This window comes from Parabacteroides sp. B2-S-102, from assembly GCF_023656665.1.
Classification (GTDB): Bacteria; Bacteroidota; Bacteroidia; order Bacteroidales; family Tannerellaceae; genus Parabacteroides; species Parabacteroides distasonis.
Genome location: NZ_JAMOKM010000001.1, coordinates 122364 through 142124 on the forward strand (window position 1 = coordinate 122364; position 19761 = coordinate 142124).

The 19761-nt window shown below is 48.9% G+C and carries 23 protein-coding genes and 1 tRNA gene; 10 read left to right on the forward strand and 14 right to left on the reverse strand.

What is annotated here, in order from left to right; all coding sequences use genetic code 11:
- The first annotated feature begins 101 nt into the window (after positions 1-101).
- Complete coding sequence (locus NBH07_RS00475) at positions 102-980, forward strand: carbohydrate kinase family protein (protein WP_005856006.1); 879 nt, start codon at positions 102-104, stop codon at positions 978-980.
- A 292-nt stretch (positions 981-1272) separates the two neighbouring features.
- Here the strand turns inward: NBH07_RS00475 and NBH07_RS00480 are convergent, their stop codons facing one another.
- Positions 1273-1761 (reverse strand): SPOR domain-containing protein, encoded by a 489-nt coding sequence (locus tag NBH07_RS00480; protein ID WP_005856008.1) that lies wholly within the window; start codon positions 1759-1761, stop codon positions 1273-1275.
- 85 nt (positions 1762-1846) lie between these two features.
- Here NBH07_RS00480 and dpp5 point away from each other — a divergent pair, with 85 nt between their 5' ends.
- On the forward strand, positions 1847-3958 hold the full coding sequence (gene dpp5, locus NBH07_RS00485; RefSeq protein ID WP_009017827.1) for a dipeptidyl-peptidase Dpp5: 2112 nt from the start codon (positions 1847-1849) through the stop codon (positions 3956-3958).
- Positions 3959-4026: 68 nt separating this feature from the next.
- Here dpp5 and NBH07_RS00490 read toward each other — a convergent pair whose 3' ends face one another.
- Positions 4027-5085, reverse strand: a complete 1059-nt coding sequence (locus NBH07_RS00490; protein ID WP_005856012.1) for a class I fructose-bisphosphate aldolase — start codon at positions 5083-5085, stop codon at positions 4027-4029.
- A gap of 155 nt (positions 5086-5240) precedes the next feature.
- Between NBH07_RS00490 and NBH07_RS00495 the strand changes: the two genes are divergently transcribed.
- The 8 genes from NBH07_RS00495 to NBH07_RS00530 all read left to right on the forward strand — a co-directional run bounded on the left by NBH07_RS00495 (position 5241) and on the right by NBH07_RS00530 (position 10094).
- Positions 5241-5792 (forward strand): NADH peroxidase, encoded by a 552-nt coding sequence (locus NBH07_RS00495; protein ID WP_005856013.1) that lies wholly within the window; start codon positions 5241-5243, stop codon positions 5790-5792.
- A gap of 138 nt (positions 5793-5930) precedes the next feature.
- Positions 5931-6017 (forward strand) — tRNA-Ser (locus NBH07_RS00500).
- A 273-nt stretch (positions 6018-6290) separates the two neighbouring features.
- Positions 6291-7520 carry a site-specific integrase gene (locus NBH07_RS00505; protein WP_008648492.1) on the forward strand — a complete coding sequence of 410 codons (1230 nt, stop codon included), beginning with the start codon at positions 6291-6293 and terminating at the stop codon, positions 7518-7520.
- 84 nt (positions 7521-7604) lie between these two features.
- Complete coding sequence (locus tag NBH07_RS00510; protein ID WP_053398663.1) at positions 7605-8135, forward strand: ORF6N domain-containing protein; 531 nt, start codon at positions 7605-7607, stop codon at positions 8133-8135.
- Positions 8136-8277: 142 nt separating this feature from the next.
- Positions 8278-8478, forward strand: a complete 201-nt coding sequence (locus NBH07_RS00515; RefSeq protein WP_250833439.1) for a hypothetical protein — start codon at positions 8278-8280, stop codon at positions 8476-8478.
- 290 nt (positions 8479-8768) lie between these two features.
- A complete protein-coding gene (locus tag NBH07_RS00520; RefSeq protein ID WP_004329650.1) occupies positions 8769-9302 on the forward strand; it encodes an antirestriction protein ArdA in 534 nt (177 codons plus the stop codon).
- A 76-nt stretch (positions 9303-9378) separates the two neighbouring features.
- Positions 9379-9600 (forward strand): DUF3873 domain-containing protein, encoded by a 222-nt coding sequence (locus NBH07_RS00525; RefSeq protein WP_005924228.1) that lies wholly within the window; start codon positions 9379-9381, stop codon positions 9598-9600.
- Between the two features lie 11 nt (positions 9601-9611).
- Positions 9612-10094, forward strand: coding sequence for a DUF7258 domain-containing protein (locus NBH07_RS00530; RefSeq protein ID WP_015532755.1), 483 nt, complete (start codon positions 9612-9614; stop codon positions 10092-10094).
- A 203-nt stretch (positions 10095-10297) separates the two neighbouring features.
- On the opposite strand, the gene NBH07_RS00535 is transcribed toward NBH07_RS00530, so the two are convergent.
- The 12 genes from NBH07_RS00535 to NBH07_RS00590 are packed head-to-tail and all read right to left on the reverse strand — an operon-like array spanning position 10298 to position 19759.
- The gene (locus NBH07_RS00535) at positions 10298-10618 is read right to left on the reverse strand and encodes a hypothetical protein (RefSeq protein WP_118577535.1); all 321 of its coding nucleotides are present in this window, start codon (positions 10616-10618) and stop codon (positions 10298-10300) included.
- A gap of 12 nt (positions 10619-10630) precedes the next feature.
- On the reverse strand, positions 10631-11089 hold the full coding sequence (locus NBH07_RS00540; RefSeq protein WP_004329653.1) for a DUF3872 domain-containing protein: 459 nt from the start codon (positions 11087-11089) through the stop codon (positions 10631-10633).
- Positions 11090-11102: 13 nt separating this feature from the next.
- Entirely contained in the window at positions 11103-11684 is a 582-nt protein-coding gene (locus tag NBH07_RS00545) for a conjugal transfer protein TraO (protein WP_118577536.1), read from the reverse strand.
- 3 nt (positions 11685-11687) lie between these two features.
- The gene (traN, locus tag NBH07_RS00550) at positions 11688-12623 is read right to left on the reverse strand and encodes a conjugative transposon protein TraN (RefSeq protein ID WP_007845745.1); all 936 of its coding nucleotides are present in this window, start codon (positions 12621-12623) and stop codon (positions 11688-11690) included.
- Positions 12624-12656: 33 nt separating this feature from the next.
- Complete coding sequence (traM, locus tag NBH07_RS00555; RefSeq protein WP_117849076.1) at positions 12657-13988, reverse strand: conjugative transposon protein TraM; 1332 nt, start codon at positions 13986-13988, stop codon at positions 12657-12659.
- Positions 13966-14262, reverse strand: a complete 297-nt coding sequence (locus tag NBH07_RS00560; protein WP_008648481.1) for a TraL conjugative transposon family protein — start codon at positions 14260-14262, stop codon at positions 13966-13968. The genes traM and NBH07_RS00560 overlap by 23 nt, the downstream gene beginning before the upstream one ends.
- A gap of 4 nt (positions 14263-14266) precedes the next feature.
- The gene (gene traK / locus NBH07_RS00565; RefSeq protein WP_004308760.1) at positions 14267-14890 is read right to left on the reverse strand and encodes a conjugative transposon protein TraK; all 624 of its coding nucleotides are present in this window, start codon (positions 14888-14890) and stop codon (positions 14267-14269) included.
- A 20-nt stretch (positions 14891-14910) separates the two neighbouring features.
- Positions 14911-15906, reverse strand: coding sequence for a conjugative transposon protein TraJ (traJ, locus tag NBH07_RS00570; protein ID WP_007845741.1), 996 nt, complete (start codon positions 15904-15906; stop codon positions 14911-14913).
- 19 nt (positions 15907-15925) lie between these two features.
- Entirely contained in the window at positions 15926-16552 is a 627-nt protein-coding gene (locus NBH07_RS00575) for a DUF4141 domain-containing protein (RefSeq protein WP_008648479.1), read from the reverse strand.
- Positions 16552-16902 carry a DUF3876 domain-containing protein gene (locus tag NBH07_RS00580; RefSeq protein ID WP_004326111.1) on the reverse strand — a complete coding sequence of 117 codons (351 nt, stop codon included), beginning with the start codon at positions 16900-16902 and terminating at the stop codon, positions 16552-16554. Before NBH07_RS00580 ends, NBH07_RS00575 begins: the two co-directional genes overlap by 1 nt.
- Before the next feature lie 11 nt (positions 16903-16913).
- Positions 16914-19427: a TraG family conjugative transposon ATPase gene (locus NBH07_RS00585; protein ID WP_250833440.1), complete on the reverse strand. Its 2514-nt coding sequence runs from the start codon at positions 19425-19427 to the stop codon at positions 16914-16916.
- Positions 19424-19759 carry a DUF4133 domain-containing protein gene (locus NBH07_RS00590; protein WP_007845738.1) on the reverse strand — a complete coding sequence of 112 codons (336 nt, stop codon included), beginning with the start codon at positions 19757-19759 and terminating at the stop codon, positions 19424-19426. Before NBH07_RS00590 ends, NBH07_RS00585 begins: the two co-directional genes overlap by 4 nt.
- Positions 19760-19761: the final 2 nt, after the last annotated feature.

Sequence of the window (19761 nt, forward strand, 5' to 3'; positions counted from 1 at the left end):
TTGTGTGATTTATCTTGTAGCTATAGTTATCGTTGTATTTATAACGATGATATACTTTTGCGGTGTCGATAAGTACGAAAGTTGTTTTTAATAGAAAGACCATGGAACAGGTGACTGAATCAAGACGTAAACCAATTGTCGTTGGGATTGGAGAATTATTATGGGATATGCTTCCTTCCGGGAAAAAGGCTGGGGGGGCCCCGATTAATTTTGTCTATCATGCGTCTTGCCTAGGTGCTGAGGGATATGCTATCAGCGCTGTCGGAGATGATGAGTTGGGTAAAGAGATCGTTGATGAGTTGGATAAGAATCATATCCAGCATTTGATCGAGAAAGTGCCTTACCCGACGGGAACCGTTCAGGTAGAGTTACGAGAAGGTATCCCTACTTATACGATTCATGAGCGAGTGGCTTGGGATCATATATCGCCTACATCCGATGCGATTGATTTGGCGGAGAAAGCGGACGCTATTTGTTTCGGTACATTAGCCCAGCGTTCCCGTCAGTCCCGGGAGACGATACAAGCGATCTCGTCGTTTGCGCCGAAAGACGCTTATCGTTTGCTGGATATCAATCTTCGCCAGCGATACTATGATAAGGAGTTGATCGAGGAGTCTTTGTACTTAGCGAATGTGTTGAAGGTGAATGATGAGGAGTTTAACGTTCTTCGGGACTTATTCGGCTTGAATGGAACTGAGAGGGAAGTGGCTTTATGGTTTATTGAGAAATACGGCCTTCGGATGTTTGTCTTGACTGCGGGGAGCTCCCATAGTACGATTTATACGAGAGAGGAGATCTCTACGTTGCCCACGCCGGAGGTCACGGTGGCGGATACGGTCGGGGCGGGGGATGCTTTTTCGGGGGCTCTAATCATTTCGCTCTTAAAGGGGAAGTCCTTAAGCGAGGCCCATCATTTCGCTGTAAAGACAGCGGCTTTCGTTTGTACGAAAGAAGGTGCGTGGCCGGTTTATGAAGAGTAATTCGTTTATATCATATGTGTTTAGATGTTTTGAGTTTATACAATTTCGAATAGGTATTACGTTTTTAAGGTAAAAAGGTTGTTAGGATATAAGAAGAGAAAGGCAAAAAGAAAAAGATGGTTTTTGTTTTAGGTTAAGTTAGATTAGATTGGTGAAAAGTGGCTCGGCTGTTGAAGTCGGGCTATTTTTATGTCCTTATGTTTCCTTCAAATAGAATGGTCTCGATAACCTGCAAGATTCTTCTTACAGGCTAACGAGACCTTCCGCTTTTATCTTTTCTGATAGCTTACAATTAATAAGCTCTCTCCAATAACCAAGCATCTTGGAAGTTAGGAGCGTATTTCGCCTTGATGGCGTCACGGCTATCGGCGGCGTCCGCTTTATTGTCGAAGCTAGCGACGATCACACGCAACATCCCTTGCTCGTTCTCGCCCAACACTGCGTTGTAACCATCATTCTGCATACGTTCTTTTAATGCGTAAGCGTTTGTCTTGTTCTTGAAACTACCGACAACGACGCTATAACGTTTCAGACGGCTGGCGTCCTCACCTTGAGCGGCGTTGATTTTTTCCGTACGAGTGGTAGCCGTAGAGGTTCTGGGTTTTGAGACAGGAGCGACCTCAACAACTTCTTCCTCTTGTTCTACAACCTCAACAGGAGCTGTCGACTCTTTTTCTTTGGCCTGTTCGTAAGCAGCCTTGTACGCGCTCTGTTTAGGTTTACATGAGCCGAGTGCTAATACCATACATACAGCGGCTCCAAATAACCAAATCTTATTCATACTGTTCAGTTCTTATAATTAGTAACGCGAAGATATAAATTATATTTAGTACTTTCGCACTCAAATTGTAATATATTATAACGGCATGAATAAATCTATCGGAACAATGATTATGGCAACATCCCTACTGTTAGGTGCTTGCAATCCGGCTACGGATGTGAACGTGAAGGAGACCGGCGATAAGAACCTTATCGGGAAGTCGGACATCCGGATCAAAGACGGCCGCATGACCCCGGAGGCTTTGTGGGCCATGGGACGTATCGGCGGTATGAACGTATCTCCGGACGGGAAAAGAGTGGTGTATACGGTGGCGTACTATAGTGTACCGGAAAACAAGAGCAACCGTGAGGTCTTCGTGATGAACGCTGACGGATCGGATAATAAGCAAATCACGAAAACCGGATTCGCTGAGAACGAGGCCGTATGGATCAAAGGAGGAACCAAGATCGTTTTCTTATGTAACGAGAGTGGTAGCAGCCAGCTTTGGGAGATGAATCCGGATGGGACGGACCGTAAGCGACTTTCCGATTATGACAAGGATATCGAGGGTTTCGCTTTCTCTCCCGATGAGAAAAAGGTCTTGTTTATCTCGCAAGTGAAAACCGTGAATAGTACCGCTGATAAATATCCGGATTTGGATAAGGCGACAGGTGTTATCATTACGGATTTAATGTACAAGCATTGGGATGAGTGGGTGACTACCGCTCCGCATCCTTTTGTCGCCGATTTCGATGGCAAATCGATCAGCAATCCTGTGGATGTAATGGAGGGCGAGTTGTTTGAGAGCCCGATGAAGCCGTTTGGCGGTATCGAGCAATTGGCTTGGAACACTACCTCGGACAAGATTGCCTATACCAGCCGCAAAAAGACGGGTAAAGAATATGCGATCTCCACGAATTCGGATATTTATGTATATGATCTGAATACGAAGCAAACGACCAATATAACGGAAGAGAACAAGGGATATGATACGAATCCCACCTATTCTCCGGACGGAAAGAGTATCGCTTGGCTAAGTATGGAACGGGATGGTTACGAGGCGGATCAAAATCGCTTGATGGTAATGAATCTGGAGACGGGTGAGAAAACATTCGTAAGCAAGGATTTTGACTCCAACGTGGATTCTTATTGCTGGAGCGCTGATTGCAAGCGTATCTATTTCACGGGCGTTTGGCATGGCGAGTCGCAGGTTTATCAGATAGACTTGGCGAATGGCAATAAGATTACCCCGCTGACCGAAGGTATGTACGATTACGCCTCTGTCGCTCTTCTGGGCGATAAGCTGATCGCTCAACGTCATTCCATGAGCATGGGAGACGAGATCTATTCGATCGATTTGACAGGGGATCATACGGTAACTCAACTTACGTTCGAAAACAAACATATTTACGACCAGCTTACGATGGGTAAGGTAGAGGAACGTTGGATGAAGACGACGGATGGCAAGCAGATGCTAACGTGGGTTATCTATCCGCCTCAGTTCGATCCGAATAAGAAGTATCCTACCTTGTTGTTCTGTGAGGGTGGCCCGCAAAGCCCTGTGAGCCAGTTCTGGTCTTACCGTTGGAATTTCCAGATCATGGCGGCTAATGACTATATTATCGTGGCACCGAACCGTCGGGGTCTTCCCGGATTTGGCTTGGAATGGAATGAGGCTGTCAGCGGCGATTATGGCGGACAATGCATGAAAGACTATTTCACCGCTATTGACGAGGTAGCCAAGGAACCGTATGTAAATAAGGATCGCTTGGGTTGTGTAGGCGCCAGCTTCGGTGGATTCTCCGTATATTGGTTGGCAGGTCATCATGATAAACGTTTCAAGGCGTTTATCGCCCACGATGGTATCTTTAATATGGAAATGCAGTATCTGGAAACGGAAGAGATGTGGTTCGCCAATTGGGATATGGGTGGAGCGTACTGGGAAAAGCAAAACGCTACGGCTCAGCGTACATTCGCGAACTCCCCGCATAAGTTCGTGGACAAATGGGATACGCCTATCCTTTGTATCCATGGAGAGAAGGATTACCGGATCTTGGCTAATCAAGGAATGGCAGCGTTTAACGCTGCGGTTCTTCGGGGTGTACCGGCCGAGTTGCTGATTTATCCGGATGAGAACCATTGGGTATTGAAGCCCCAGAATGGCGTTCTATGGCAACGCACATTCTTTGAGTGGTTGGATATGTGGTTGAAGAAATAAAATTTGAAGGCCGTCCCCAAAGTATATAGCTTTGATGGACGGCCTTCTTTTCTCAACGCAATAACAAACTAAGCGATAGTAATATCCTTATCCAAATAAATATCTTGAATTGAATGAAGTAACTCCACGCCGTCTTTCATCGGACGTTGGAACGCCTTTCTTCCGCTAATCAACCCCATGCCACCCGCACGTTTGTTTATGACAGCGGTGACGACAGCGTCTTTAAGATCTGAGGCGCCATGAGATTCCCCGCCGGAGTTGATAAGCCCGACACGTCCCATATAATTATTGGCTACTTGGTAACGGCAGAGGTCGATCGGATGTTCTGTCGTTAACTCTGTGTACATCTTTTGATCGATCTTCCCGAAATTGATAGCGGTGAAACCTCCGTTGTTCTCCGGTAGCTTCTGCTTGATGATATCGGCCTTGATCGTGACACCAAGGTGATTAGCCTGTCCGGTCAAATCGGCTGCCGCGGAATAGTCGATGCCATCCTTTTTAAAAGAGCTGTTTCGTAAATAGCACCATAATACGGTCGCCATACCTAGTTCATGGGCATACTCGAATGCGTCGGCAATCTCGACTAGCTGACGTCGGCTTTGCTCTGATCCGAAATAGATCGTGGCCCCTACAGCTACGGCGCCCATATTCCATGCTTCCTTCACCGTGCCGAATACGATTTGATTGTAAGAATTCGGATAAGTAAGAAGCTCATTATGATTTAGTTTTACCAAGAATGGAATCTTATGAGCATATTTTCGTGCGACTGACCCTAGTATGCCGAACGTAGAAGCGACTGCGTTGCAACCACCCTCGATCGCTAATTTTACGATATTCTCCGGATCGAAATAAATGGGGTTTGGAGCGAAGGAAGACCCTGCGGTATGCTCGATATCTTGATCTACCGGGAGGATAGAAACATATCCGGTGTTAGCTAATCTTCCGTGCCCCAACAAGGTTTGCAGACTATTGAGAGTCTGTATGTTTCTATCTGAATTGCCCCACACATCGTCCACGCAAGTGGGTGATGGAAGATGAAGCAGCGATTTATCAATAGTCTTACATACGTGATTTAAATAATAATCACTTTTGTCTCCTAATAAACTAATAATCTTTGATGTATCCATATAAATAAATATTTACTTAGTAAACAATCGCTGTCAAAAATAAGTTCCATAGTTTTTATCGATTAACACATAGAATTAATCTATCGATGAATTATGGTAGTATCGGATAGTTTAGTTAATTTTGTGCCATACAACCAATAAAAATTTTGCGATATATGAAAAAGAAATGGATTTGCACAGTATGTGGTTATGTACACGAAGGTGATGAGGCTCCTGAGTTCTGCCCTCAATGTAAACAACCAAAAAGCAAATTTAAAGAATTAGTAGAGACAGAAGGTGCGTTACAATTCGTTGACGAACATGTACTAGGTGTTGCTAAAGGTGTAGACCCAGTGATTTTGGAAGGTCTGAACGCTCACTTTATGGGAGAATGTACCGAAGTTGGTATGTATTTGGCCATGAGCCGTCAAGCAGACCGTGAGGGTTATCCTGAGGTAGCTGAGGCATTCAAGCGTTACGCTTGGGAAGAGGCTGAGCACGCTGCTAAGTTCGCAGAGCTTCTTGGCGACGTAGTTTGGGATACGAAGACTAACTTGAAAAAGCGTATGGAAGCTGAGGCTGGCGCATGCGAGGACAAGAAACGTATCGCTACATTGGCTAAACAACAGAATTTGGACGCAATCCATGATACCGTACATGAGATGTGCAAAGACGAGGCACGTCATGGCAAAGGATTTGAAGGTTTATATAATCGTTATTTCAAGTAATTTAGAGGTATTAGTTATATGTTTTAAAGAGGGGCGTTCTGTGAAGAATGCCCTTTTTTGTATTTGATAAAGTAATTTTAGCCTTTCAAGAGAATAACGATACTATATTTTATGTACTTTTGTACACGTCAACCACAAGGAAAGATGCCGGAGTGGTCGAACGGGCCGCACTCGAAATGCGGTGAGCGGGTAACCGCTCCCTGGGTTCGAATCCCAGTCTCTCCGCTGAACGTGCTGGACAGAAATGGTCAGCAAACGGACAAAAAGCTACAAATCAATGATTTGTGGCTTTTTTTATTGCCCGAAAGTCCTGCTTCCAAGACTTCAAAAGTACGGTAAAAGACAAAGTTTTGTTACTAAATCGTTACCTATTCCCTGCCGGACAAAAACGGTAACGATTTGTCCATAAATGACCTGATAATGACTATATTAGTCCATAGTCTGCATAACTCGAAAACGAGAGGTAAAAACTAATTTTGCAATTAAAAATTTTGAGTTATGAAATCGACATTCAAGGTTCTTTTTTATTTGAAGAAAGGTTCTGAAAAGAAAAACGGCGAGGTTATGATTATGGCACGCATCACCATAGACGGCAAACTTTGCCAGTTCAGTACGAAACAGAGCATCCAGCCCGACAACTGGAGCATTGCTGCGGGCAAAGCCAAAGGCAGGGATGCCGGGAGGATAAACGCCCTTTTGGACGACATACGTTCTTCCCTGAATACCATTTACCACGAAATGCAGCGGCGTGACAACTACGTGACCGCCGAGAAAGTGAAAAACGAGTTTTTAGGTCATAGCGAGAGCCACGAAACAATCCTTTCATTGTTCCAAAAGCACAATGACGATGTGAAGCAGCTTGTGGGCATATCCAAGACGATAGCGACCTACCGCAAGTATGAAGTGACCCGCCGCCACCTCGCTGAATTTATCCAAAGCAAGTACAATGTATCGGACATATCCATAAAGGAGATAAGCCCGATGTTCATTACCGATTTTGAGTTGTATTTGCGTACCGCCTGCAAGTGCGGCTACAACACCACCGCCAAGTTCATGCAGTTCTTCAAGCGTATCATCATCATTGCCCGTAACAACGGCATACTGGTGGGCGACCCGTTCGCCAGCTATAAAATCCGGCTGGAAAAAGTGGACAGGGGTTATCTGACAGAGGACGAGATAAAAATCATCCTTAAAAAGAAAATGGTTTCCGAGCGGCTGGAACACGTCAGGGACTTGTTCGTCTTTTCCTGTTTCTGCGGTTTGGCTTACAGCGATGTCGCCAACTTGCGGCAGGAGAATATCCAAAAGTCCTTTGACGGCAACCTTTGGATAATCACCAAGCGGCAAAAGACGAATACGGACGTGAATGTTCCCCTGCTGGATATTCCCAAGATGATTTTGAAGAAGTACAAGGGCAAGTTGCCGGACGGGAAGATACTTCCCGTAATCAGCAATCAGAAGCTAAACGCCTACTTGAAAGAGATTGCCGATATATGCGGTATTAAAAAGAACCTGACGTTCCACCTTGCCCGGCACACGTTCGCCACGACCACCACGCTGTCAAAGGGCGTACCCATTGAAACGGTGTCCAAGATGCTGGGACACACAAACATAGAAACTACGCAAATTTACGCCCGCATCACCAACAGCAAGATAGGCAGCGATATGCAGGGGCTTGACAAGAAGTTTGTCGGCATCGAGAAGATTTACAAGGAAGTCGCCATGTAATCTTGATTATTGGGAACTGGTCACAATTTGTGACCAGTCCTTACTATTATTCCAACATTGCTAAATCTCCTAAAATATACGATTATGGATTTGCAGATTATCCAAAACAAGATTTTTGAGGTCAGAGGTTGCCGGGTGATGCTCGATTATCATTTGGCAGAACTCTACCAAGTGGAAACACGAGCCTTGAAGCAGGCGGTCAAGCGCAATATCGAGCGTTTTCCAAGTGATTTTATGTTTGTACTCACCCAAGAGGAAGCTAACTTGCTGTTATCCATAGGGGTATCACAAAATGTGATACCCCCTGCTTACAACTTCGGCGTTGCTATGCCTATGGCTTTCACCGAGCAGGGCGTAGCCATGCTTTCTTCGGTTCTCCGCTCCAAAGTAGCCATAGAAGTAAACATTTCAATCATGCGGGCTTTCGTCCTCATGCGCCAAATGGCAATCGGTTACGAGGAACTGTCAAGGCGCATCGAGGAACTGGAGGTAAGCACCGATGCGCAGTTCAACGAACTGTACCAAGCCCTTACCCAGCTTTTGAGCCAGTCGAAACAACAGAAAGAACGCCGTCCGGTAGGTTTCGTTACCTATAACCGTGACAAAAACGAATAGGTAACGATTTCGGTAACGAAATTCCGCCTAACAAACTATATCCCAATGAAGTACATTCTTCCACCTTGCGGGCAGTCCACCGACTACCCGCATTTTTTATATCCTTTTCCAACTGGCACATTCCCCGAAACGCCAGCCGTGCGTGGCATGGCTGACTGTATTCCGTGAAAAGAACCGTTGGAAACCCGCACAAGCGTATTGCAAGCAAGCTCACAACACCCTTGCCTTTCCCGCCCGCATGGAGTGTTCCCTAAAAGATGAAAGAGAACAGGCACTTTTCCCCGGTTTCCCTATCTGTAAATCTTCCTCTTACGCAGTCCCCCAGCCGGGACAGTCGTTTTAATCATTTCAATAGGCAAAGGTAGTTACGTGTTCTTCACGATTTTGCAAGGTCGAGCCGTTCCGGTTTGGCGAAAAAATCTTCCCTGCCTTGCGAGGTATTTTTTGCCCAAAACCTTGCAAACTCTAAACACTACCCTTTTACGCCTATGTGAAACGAAAACGACCGACCCGACCGGAAGACGCATAAAAAAAAAGTCGGATTTACGGGAAACAGGAAAAAAGTTCAGTGAAACTTCAACTCCCTCACCTCTCAAATCCGCATAAAATTAAAAACTTAAAAATTACAGCAATATGGAAGCAAAGGTATTATCGGAAGCAAAAGTTTATGTAGGCACTTATGCCAAGTACAACAACGGTTCATTGTCCGGCGCATGGCTCGACCTTTCGGACTATTCGGACAAGGAAGAATTTTATGAAGCCTGCCGGGAACTTCACAAGGACGAGGAAGATGCGGAATACATGTTTCAGGACTGGGAGAACGTGCCGGAGGGCTTAATCGACGAAAGCTGGATTTCTGAAAACTTCTTCGCCCTGCGTGATGCGGTGGAGGATTTGAGCGACACCGAGCAGGAAGCCTTTTTCGTGTGGTGCAACTATAAAAGCCATGATTTGGGCGAGGAAGATGCGGACGACCTTGTACGTGATTTCCGGGATGAATATCAAGGGGAATATGACGATGAAGAAGATTTCGCCTATGAAATTGTAGAGGAATGTTACGACCTGCCGGAGTTCGCAAAGACCTATTTCGATTACAAACAGTTTGCCCGTGACCTGTTCATGTGCGATTACTGGTTTGATGACGGCTTTGTGTTCCGGGCGGCATAACAACCAATCCGGGCGGGGTGTCAAAGCCCTGCCCGCTTAAAACAACCAAGTTTATAACCATAAAAAATAAGACATCATGCAGTCACTTAACAAAAACGGGGTAAGCATCACCCAAACACCGGGAGAAGAAAAGTTCGTGAAATGCCGTTTAGGGGCTTTCAGGGGACAAATTTATTATCAATATGACTACCGCCACACGGACGGCGAACTTTTCAGCACGGTAGCCAAAACGCTGGACGAGTGCCGCCGCAGGCGTGACGAATGGGTAGCGAAGAAGAACGGAGTAATAAACAAGTAAATTTTAGGGACATGAAAACGACAGAAGTAAACAAGGAGCTTATCGGCAGGCGTTGCGAGTGTATTTTTACGGGCTTAATGGTAACGGGCGTTATCGAGGACACAGAAGAAAACGAACACACCATAGAGGTAAAAGTCCGTTTCGACCACCCGCACCAGTGGGGCGATGATTTGTATAATGATGTGTGGGCGTGGGGGCGCAAAATAGACGAGTTCGGCACGCTGCATCATTTGCAACTGTTGGAGGACAAACCGGACTTTCAGATAATGACGGTAGTTTTCGGCGAGCCAATCAGCCGGATAGACCGCAGTGTTTTTGCAGATGTGGACACGTGGGGCGTCTGTTCCCTGCAAGGCTGGGTAAACAGCTATGAAAGTGTCCGGTTTGTAGCCATAGACGACCATACGGCAATCATCACGGGCGAATATAACATGGAGCAGGTAAAGGTGTGGTTAGAGAAATACACGTCCATAAAGAGCCTTAAAACCAGTTGATAGAGGACGGCGGCTGCTTGCCGCCGTTACTTTCTTCCGTGAGCCTGCCAGCGGGTGAAGAAAGTAACAAAGAAGCCTTTCGTTTTCCCTATCATGGAAACAGCCCGCCGATGCTTCCCGGCGGGCTGTCTGCCCGATATTTACGCTTTGCGTATCATTCCATACCCGGTTTCCCAAGAGGATGATAAAAACGGATGTCACAACTATAAATCCTCATAGTGAATAAATTTTACACCAAGTATGCACACGGTTTCTTCTTCCTCGGTGTCATATTTCCATGTCCGTTTATTGACAAGCATTTCCGTTTCGCAATCGAACCATACCATTACGGGCGCATCGTCTTCTTCGTCCGCCCATTTGAAAACCTGATTGGACGGCGTTTTCCATAATTCAGCACTGTCACGTTCGGAAATACAGTCCTTGTCCACAATGATGATGTCACCTACTGCCGGAACTGTATCTGTTTCCAACGTGGTTTCTATGTACCACGAGATACCTTCTATATCCAATTCTATTTTTACCATGTCGTTTTATTATTAGGGGGTTATTGTTTCCGTTCCTTCTTCGCTGTTGTCATTATTAAATGATAGTGTAAGTTGCTGCATCTGCCCGAAGCTGTCGATGATATAAATGTCAATCGTCTGCTGGTCGGTCGATGCCGAGGTGTAGTAGAGCCTGAACGTTTCTTTCTCCAGCGGGTAGAGGTCATTGGGCAGGAACACCGTGCCGTTATCCATTTCCAGCTTTCCTTTGCCGTCCGGCTGGAAATACCTTATCTGATAGGTAGTCGGCTGGTAATAGCCGCCACGCACCAGTCGGCAGCGTATTTCGGCGGTTTCCCCGACTTTCAGCCTTTTGGGTACTGGCAGTGTTTCGATGCTGAACGGGTACGCCTGCTGAATATCCAAGTTGTCATTACAGGCGGTGACAAGCACGAGGGCGGCCACGATGTAGCAGCCCATGATGATTTTATACATTACATTCTTCATATACATTATTATATAGCGGTCAGTTGATAATGAATTTCAGTCCCAAAGATACCTGCGTGTGGAACTTACCGATGTCCGAGCCGAACAACGCCCGTTCCCTTGCGTTCAACAGCAGAGCCACCCGGTCGGTCAGGTAGGTTTCCAGTTCCAGCGTCAGCGCACCGCCGTAAATGAAACAGTCCTTATCCAGCAAGGTAGAGCCGTCCGGCAGCAGCTTTTCGCTTCGGTTGCTTGTTTCGTACCCGGCGAGAGCCGACAAGCCCAATGAAAGGAAAAAGGTCTTTCGTCTGTCCGATAGGAATTTCAGGTAATAGCCACCCTCTGCGGTGAACTGTTCGACTGGTATTCTCATATCCTTGTAGTCATACTTCTTGTGCAGGTATTCCCCGCCAATCACCCAGCGGTTGGCGTTCTTGGTGTAAACGCTGTACGCCGCCCCGATGTGGTAGGCAAAATCCGTATTGGCGTTCCAATGCACCCCGTCCGTCATGCCCGCCGTGACCTGCAAGCCTTTCATGCCCGGCAGGTATCTTTGTGCGTGTGCCTGAAACGAGGTCAGGCACAGCGCAAAGAGCATCATTATAAAGATGTGTTTTTTCATTCCTTATTTGATTTTTAGTTCGTCAATCACTTCTGCGTTCACGATGTCGGCGTTTTCCACCCGTATGGTCTGATGCCGCCCGCCGTTCTTCTCGTAGAGTTCCACGACCAGCAGCTTGTCGTCAGGAATGGTAAACTTCGGCAGGGCGTACACCGTGCGCACGGTCGATTTCCCGGCAATCTCTATCACCTCGTTGTAGCTGCGTACCGCATCCAGTACCGTTTCCTGAATAGCCGTGCGTTTGGGCACTTTTTTATCGGTTATCTTAAACCTGATGAAGTCCGTGTCGAAAGGCACGTTGGAACTGTTCTTTGTCTGCGTGTGCACGTAGAGCATCCCGTTATATGTGTAAATCCCCTTGATTAAGAACTGTATGCCGAAACGCTTGCTACCCAAGTGGCGCACTTTCCGGTCATTGTTCTTGTAGATGCTCTGCATTATCAGCTTCACCAGCAGCGGGCTTTCACCCGCCAGTTCCCGGAAATGGATGTTCATCCGGGTATGTGAGAAGTCGGACGTATCTTCATTCTCCAAGAAGTCCTTCATTTCGATGTTGAGCATTTCCGGTTCACGGGCGTACTTGGCGTTGAACGAAAAGAAACTGCCGTCCTCGCAGATAACGGAGAAGTTCGTTTCTCCCGGAAAGCCCTCTGTCGTGGCTTTCACCCTGATTACGTTCTCCGCACCGTCCGCCTTGCCCGCTATGATGTGGTTGCTTCCCAAATCGACATAGCGGACGGCGGCGGGGAAGATGATATGCACCGTCTTGGCAAAGGTCACTTCCACGCCGTAGGGCGTAACCATTTGGCGGTACGGGAGTTTCCGGGTAATACCCCGGTACAAGTCGTTGCCAGCCGCATACTTCACGGTGTCAGCGGTTTGTGCGTTTGCCGCACACACGCCCAGCAAGAGGGCGAACAATCCAAAAATCTGTTTCATTGCTAATTGAAATTTTAACGGTTGATAAAATGGTTATTGTTGTTTGGCATACAGCATGACTTTATAGCCTGCTTTCAGCTTCACTTTCACGGTTCGGAACTTCTTGGCGAGGTAGCCGGACGTTCCTTGCAGCAATCCCCTTGTCACGTCCATAGCCACCTGCTGCCCGGCACTTTGGGCAAAGGAAATGCTTGTACCCAGCCCGCTTCCGATATTCGCCATAGCTTCGTTGAACGCTTCCTGCTCCATAGAGGACGGGACGGAAAGCCCCTTTTGCCCGTCCGTGTCGAACACGGCGAGTTCCACCGGGATGATGTTGCCAGCGTACTCAATCGAGGACACCAGTATGTCGAGCCGTTCGCCCTGCACCTTTGCCGTCCCCGCCACAAGGGTATTCTTCGGCACAACGATATTTCCCGCCTGCATGGGTTCGAGCAGCCGTAGTTTCACCGCCTGCCCGTCCACCAGCGTTTGGTCTTGGTGTATGCAGGCGGCTACCGTGTTCTTTCCCATAGCGTACCCCGTACCTACCGCCGTGTTGAAGCCGTAGTTTCGTGGCTGGCTGTAAGCCCGGATGAAGTCGGCATCGCTCATGGGCTGCTGCAATCCCGAAACGGTCGTTTCCCGGATAGCCTGCACCGGAATAGCCGGAGTGCCGATACCGCCGCCGTTCTGCCCGGCTGTCGGTATTTGGGCAATCTGCCCCCTTTGTCCGTCCTGCCCGTTCATGTACTTTGCCGCCAGCTCGTAGGACTTTTCCAAGAGTGCCATTTGGTCGTCAGCCGTAGGCGTGGCGTTCTGCTGCTGTTTCAGTCGGTCGGTCAGTTCCGCCACCTGCCGTTTCAATTCCTCTTTTTCCTCGTCCACAGGGGGCGTTTCGTAGAACGTGCTTAACTGGCGGTTGATGTCCCGGTAAGCCGCCCGTGAAGAAGCACCGCCGCCCCTTTGTGGCTTCGGATCTTCTTCCGGCATCAGATTGATTTCCTCTTGTGGTTCTTCCGTATCATCGTCCAGCGTGAAACCGAAGTCCTGCAAGGATTGTATCTTGTCCTGCTGTTTGCGGCTTGTCACCGCCTGCTCGTAAGCCTTTTGCTTGTCGGCTATAATCCCGTCCTCTGCGGGCAGGGGTATGTCGGCATTGAAGCCGCCCACGCTTTCCACATTCACGTCCTCTTTGCCGGAGGGTGCGAATATCAGGTACATGCACCCTGCAAAGGCAAGGAACATCAGCGGGAAGACTATCATTTTCCTGCGCTGCTGCACCTGCTGCGGGGTAAGTTCCCGTTTGGGTTTATCTTCCTTTTTCGGCTTCCCGTCCGCCTGCGGTACGGTCGTGCCGTTCTCATTCTTCTGTACTTCTTCCATATTGCGGTCTGTTTAACGGGTTGATACTTTTGGTTGTGTCATTGCCGTGCAACGGCAGTTGTCTGATGTGTTCTATTTGCAGCCTTTGCCCGTCCCGTTTCCCGATATTGTAGATTGATGAAACGGTGATGTAGATAGACAAGCCGCCGAAAAAGAAGAACATCACGAGGATAACCGCCAGCCTTTTGCCCGGCGTAATCCGTCCGCACATTCGGCGCAGGCGGTCGTCCGCCCAGTCCCGCACCTTTTCGATGTGGTTTCGTTTTCTTTCCATAAGGCTATCTTTTAATGGTCTGCAAATCCTTGTTCTCGGTAATGGTGAACGCTTCGATGATAAAGCCGTGCGGGTTGTTGTCGCTCCGTGTGGCGTTAAGCAACCGGCACGAGGTGACAAGGCTTCGCACCGTCAGGCTGCTTTCCCGGACAATCAACTGGCGGGCATACGTGTTCACCTTGTAGGGGTACTGGTCGAAGTCGCACTTCACGCTGTCAATCTCCACCGTCTGCGTGACGTTTCCGGAAATCACCCGGTTGTAGTAGCCCTTTTCCGCCAAGTCCTTGTAATAGTTGAAAGCGGTCTTGTCGGCGAGAAACAACGAGCGTTTGATGTTGCTTTCGATAGCCCCCTTTTCGGGTGATAAGGTGAAGAAAAGTTCGTGGAAACGCCGCACGTGCGACTTCGCTTCCACGGGTCTGTTCTGTGCCATGTCCTGCGAGAGTGCCAGCATCAGGCTTTTGCCGTTGTCGAGGACGTATATCTTCTGCCGCTGCTTCTCGGCGAAGCTGTACGAGTTCCACACGGCAAAGCCCGTCACCAGTGCGCACAGGCAGATGAATACCAGCGCAAAGAGCCGGATTTGCCGGAAACTCGTTTCGATGTTCGTTAATGACTTAAATTCCATATACTAAATATTGATGTTGGTTATTTGAGTAGTTTCCCGGTTACTTTCCCGCTTGCCGCACCGACCGCAGCCCCGGCGATTGACCCAGCCCGTGCCACGTTGCGGTTATAGGCAGACGTACCGCCAGCCGACACTATCCAGCTTGCCACCGTTGGAATGGTGAAGTAGCCCACGATGCCGATAATCATAAAGATTATATACACGGTGCTGCTCCCGTCCGGGATGAAATCCGGGTCTGAAAGCTGCTCGATGTCTTTTTGGAGCATCAGGGTTTGTATGCGTGCCAGCACGCTGCTGAACAAGTCCGACACGGGCAGCCACAGGTAAATGGAGATATAGCGTGAAATCCACCGGGTCAGCGTGCTTTGGAAACCGTCATAGACGGAAATCGCAAACGCCAGCGGACCCAGTATGCTTAACACGATTAGGAAGAACGTGCGCAGCGTGTCTATAATCAGCCCCGCCGCCTGAAAGAGCATTTCCAATAACTCCCTGAACCAGTCCCGGACGGACTTCTTTATATTATAAGCCGTCCTGTCCATGTACATGCCCGTCATGGTCACCATGTCGGAGGGCGACCAGCCCAGTTCTTCCAGTTGTCGGTCAAATTCCTCGTCCGATGCGAGGTAAGCCGTTTCGGGGCTTCGCATCAGGGCTTCATATTCCAGTCGGTCTTTCTGCGCCCGGTACTCGTTCATGTCGAAAGTCTGCGTTTCCATAAGCTGGTTGCACCCTTTCACCACTGGCGACAATACCGTGTTGATAGTCCCCAGTACGAAAGTTGGAAAAAACATGATGCACAGCCCCAGTGCAAAGGGACGCAGGAGCGGGTACACGTCTATGGGTTCGGCACGTGCGAGCGACTGCCACACTTTGGCGGCTACATAGAACAAAGCTCCCAGCCCGGCTATCCCTTTGGCTACCCCCGTCATGTTGCTGCACAAGGGCATCATTTCATCGTACAGCACCCGCAACACTTGGTGCAGGTTGTCAAAATCCACCGCTGCTAATAACATAGGCATACCGATTTATATGTTACCAGTAGCGTTCATCCGCCGAGCCGTAGAGAGCCAGCACCCGGTCGGTGTCGTTCTTCTTCTTCGCCCGCAGGTAGGACACGGATATGTTCTTTCGGGTGTAGTAGTTCACGAGGTTGCGGTAGTTGAGCAGGCTTTTATAGGCGTTGTTGATTACCGCCAGTCTTTCGGCATCCGTCAGCGACATGCCCGTCACGTTCACTACATTCTTCAAGTCCTGCAACACGTCCGCACTTTCGGAGAGCAGCTTTGCGTATCCGGCTGAAATGGCGGTGAGTTCATCCGGCGTGTAGTTCGGGTCTGCCAGCATGTTCTGATAGTTTCGCACGTAGATTTCGGATATTTCCGCCACCAGCTCAATGGACTTCTTCACCTTGATGCCGCCCTTGACAACATCGTGTACCGCTTTGAGCGCATCGTAATATTTTTTACCCTGCTGGAAAATCTTCTGCGCTTCCATGAAGCCGTCCAGCGTGTTCTTGGCAGTGGTGGAAGTCTGCACTATCTGCTTGGTGGTGTTGATGATGCCCTGCGCCAAGTTGCCGGGGTCTGACACCACCCACTGTGCGGATGCCTTGCCGATGAAGCAAAGGCACACCGCCATAAGGAGAATTGTTCTTTTCATTATCTTTTGTTTTCAGGGTTTGTAACTCGTTTGTATTCGCCGCCGGGCATGAGCGTTATCCGGTCGGTCTTTTTGTCATAGGTGAACTGTATGCGGAAGCCCGTTTCGATGAACAGGCAGCCGTTCCGTTCTGTTACCGGGTAAGCCGTTTCCAGTATTCTGCCCCTGACATTCGCTTTCCGGGTGACGGTGTATCTGCCGCCCGTTTCCGAGAGTGTGAAAGCCGGGTGTCCCCTGACGTGTACCCAATAGCCCTGCATCCTTTCCAGCTCCTTGCTTCCGCTGTCCTCGCAGCCCGCCAGCAGGCAGGCGGACAATAGCGTGTATATCAGATTGTCAATCCATTTCATGTTCCTAATTTTTAAGTTGTTGATGATTGGGGATTTCTTTTGCTTTCTGCAAGCCGCTTGATAGCCAGTTCAAGGTTGCCGTCCAGCTTCTCGGCAAGAGCGAACAGTTCCATTTTTTCGCTTTCCTCAGTCGTGTACGTGTAATATTCTTCCAACGAAACTTCCGTGGCGTACACCGCCGATTGTGTGCCGCCCAGCGAGAAGAAAACTTCCTTGTACTTCCGTCCGGGGTGGTTCGCCATGTTGATAGACAATATCTGCGAACGCTCCTTGTCGGTCAGTCCCAAGAGGTTCTGTATGCTGTCGAACTTGTTCAGGTATTTTCGCTGGTCTAACAATATTTTGCAGTCCGAGTTATTGATGATACTCTCTTTCACGATAGGGGAAGAAATAATATCCTCTACCTCTTGCGTGACTACAATCGCTTCCCCGAAATACTTTCGGACGGTCTTGTGTAAATATTTTACGTAGTCCGCCATGTTCGCCGATGCAATCGCTTTCCACGCTTCCTCGATTAGTATTAATTTCCTTATTCCCTTTAACTTGCGCATCTTGTTTATAAAGGCTTCCATGATGATGATAGTCGTTACCGGGAATAAAATCTTGTGGTCTTTGATATTATCCAATTCAAAGACAATGAAGCGTTTATGCAGCAAATCCAGCTCCTTGTCGGAGTTCAGCAGGTAGTCGTACTCACCGCCACGATAGTACGGTTCAAGCACGTTCAGGAAATTGTCAATGTCAAAATCCTTTTCCCTGACGTTCTTCTGTTCAAGCTGTCGGCGGTAATCATCCCGGACAAACTCGTAGAACGTGTTAAAGCAGGGCGTTACCGAACGGTCTTTGCCTATCAGTTCGATATAGGCACTTACCGCATTGGACAACGCCACTTCTTCCGACCGTTTGGGGGCTTCATCGTCCCGCTTCCACAGGGTGAGTATCAGGGTCTTGATACTCTCTTTCTTCTCGATGTCAAATACCCCGTCCTCGACATAGAACGGGTTGAACGCTATCGGGTTCTCGTTGGTGTAGGTGAAATAAATCCCGTCCTCGCCGTGCGTGCGGTTGTGGATAAGCTGGGACAGCCCCAAGTAACTGTTACCCGTATCGACCAGCAGCACGTGCGCACCCTGCTCGTAATACTGGCGCACCATGTGGTTGGTGAAGAAGGACTTACCCGACCCGCTCGGCCCAAGTATGAACTTGTTTCTGTTGGTCGTGATGCCTTTCTTCATGGGCAAATCCGATATGTCGATGTGCAGCGGGCGACCGCTTACCCTGTCCACCATTTTGATGCCGAACGGCGAAAGCGAACTCTTGTAGTTCGTTTCTTCCACGAACAGGCAGAGAGCCTGCCCCAAGAACGTGTAGAAACTTTCCTCTGCGGGGAAGTCGGCTTCGTTGCCGGGTATGCCCGCCCAAAAGAGCGTGGGCGTATCGACCGTGTTGTGGCGTGGCTTGCACTCCATTAGTGCAAGCTGGCTTCCCACATCGTTGCGTATGCGTTTGAGTTCGTCCCTATCGTCACTCCATGCCATGACGTTACAGTGGCAGCGTACCGAAATAAGCCCCTTGCTGTGCGCTTCGTTCAGGTACTCGTCTATCCACTCCTTGTTCACTTGGTTGGCACGGGAATAACGGGAGAGCGATTGCATGTTCCGGGCGGTCTGCTCGAAGTTCTTCAGGTTTTCGGCGTGGTCGTCTATGAAGATGAACTGGTTATAGACGTGGTTACACGACAACAGCACGCCCACCGGGGCGGCAAAACTTAACCTGCAATCGCTTCTGTCTGTGGACAGCTTCTCAAATCGGCAGTCCGTCCCGACCTTTCCGGGCAAATCTTCCACGTCCGAAAGCGTGTGCAGGCACAGTATATCGTCCCCGACCCGCATTTCTTCCGGGTACAGCCCGATGTCTTTCAGGCAAGTAGTGTCGGTTTGCGAGAGCGAGAAGTATTTCTCGATGATGCCCGCCTTTCCGTCCTGCCCGGTGATTTCCGATGCCGCCAGCCGGGTAAGGGTGACAAAACCGCTGTCGTTCATAATCCTTTCAAACTGCCCGACCGCTTCGATAAACTTTGCCGCCGCTTCCTTGTCGGCTATCTCCTGCGGTACAATCCTGCCCCGGCAGAGGGTGGAGAAGTCGCTCTGTCGGCGGCTTCTCTCCCTTGTCGTCTTTGTCAGGAACAGGTAGCAGTAATGGTTCAGGAACGGGCGTTCATTGAAGTGCCGTTCAAAGGAGCGGCTTAAAAAACTAAGCTCGTCCCTTTCCGTGTCGGGCTGGTAGTTCTCCTTGATGAAGAAGTCCTGCTTGTGTACTATGGAGTAGTCGGGCAGCACCTTGATTGCCTTATACCATGCCGAATGTATGGCTTCGTACTCGGCACTGGTGACGGTGAACAGTTCGGGCAGTTCCACCCTGAAAGCCACCGTTATGTCCGCATCCTTTGAAATGATGCAGCCGTTCTCCACCGCCCAAAGGGGAAATTTCCTTTCCAGCGTGGTAGCCTTTAACATATTCCTCATGTTCTTTCTTCCTTTCTTCTTTTGTAGTTGAACAGCCGGGGTATCGCCTTTCGGCTGATAATGAAGCGTGGGTGTCTTTTGCGTGCGGCAGCTTTCATCAGCCCGTGCGTGCCGTACTTGGCATTGAGCCGGAACGTCTGCCACACGAGCAGCAGCGAAGCCGACACGATGAAACCGATACATAGCCACTGGTTCACGCCTGCCATGAACAGGACGATGAACACCACGAAGACGGCGAGCAAGCCGCCGCAAAAGATAAAGAGGTACTGGCTTTTCAGCCCCTTGAACTCCACTGGCTTCCCGATACCCCTGTTTACCGGATATTCAGACATTG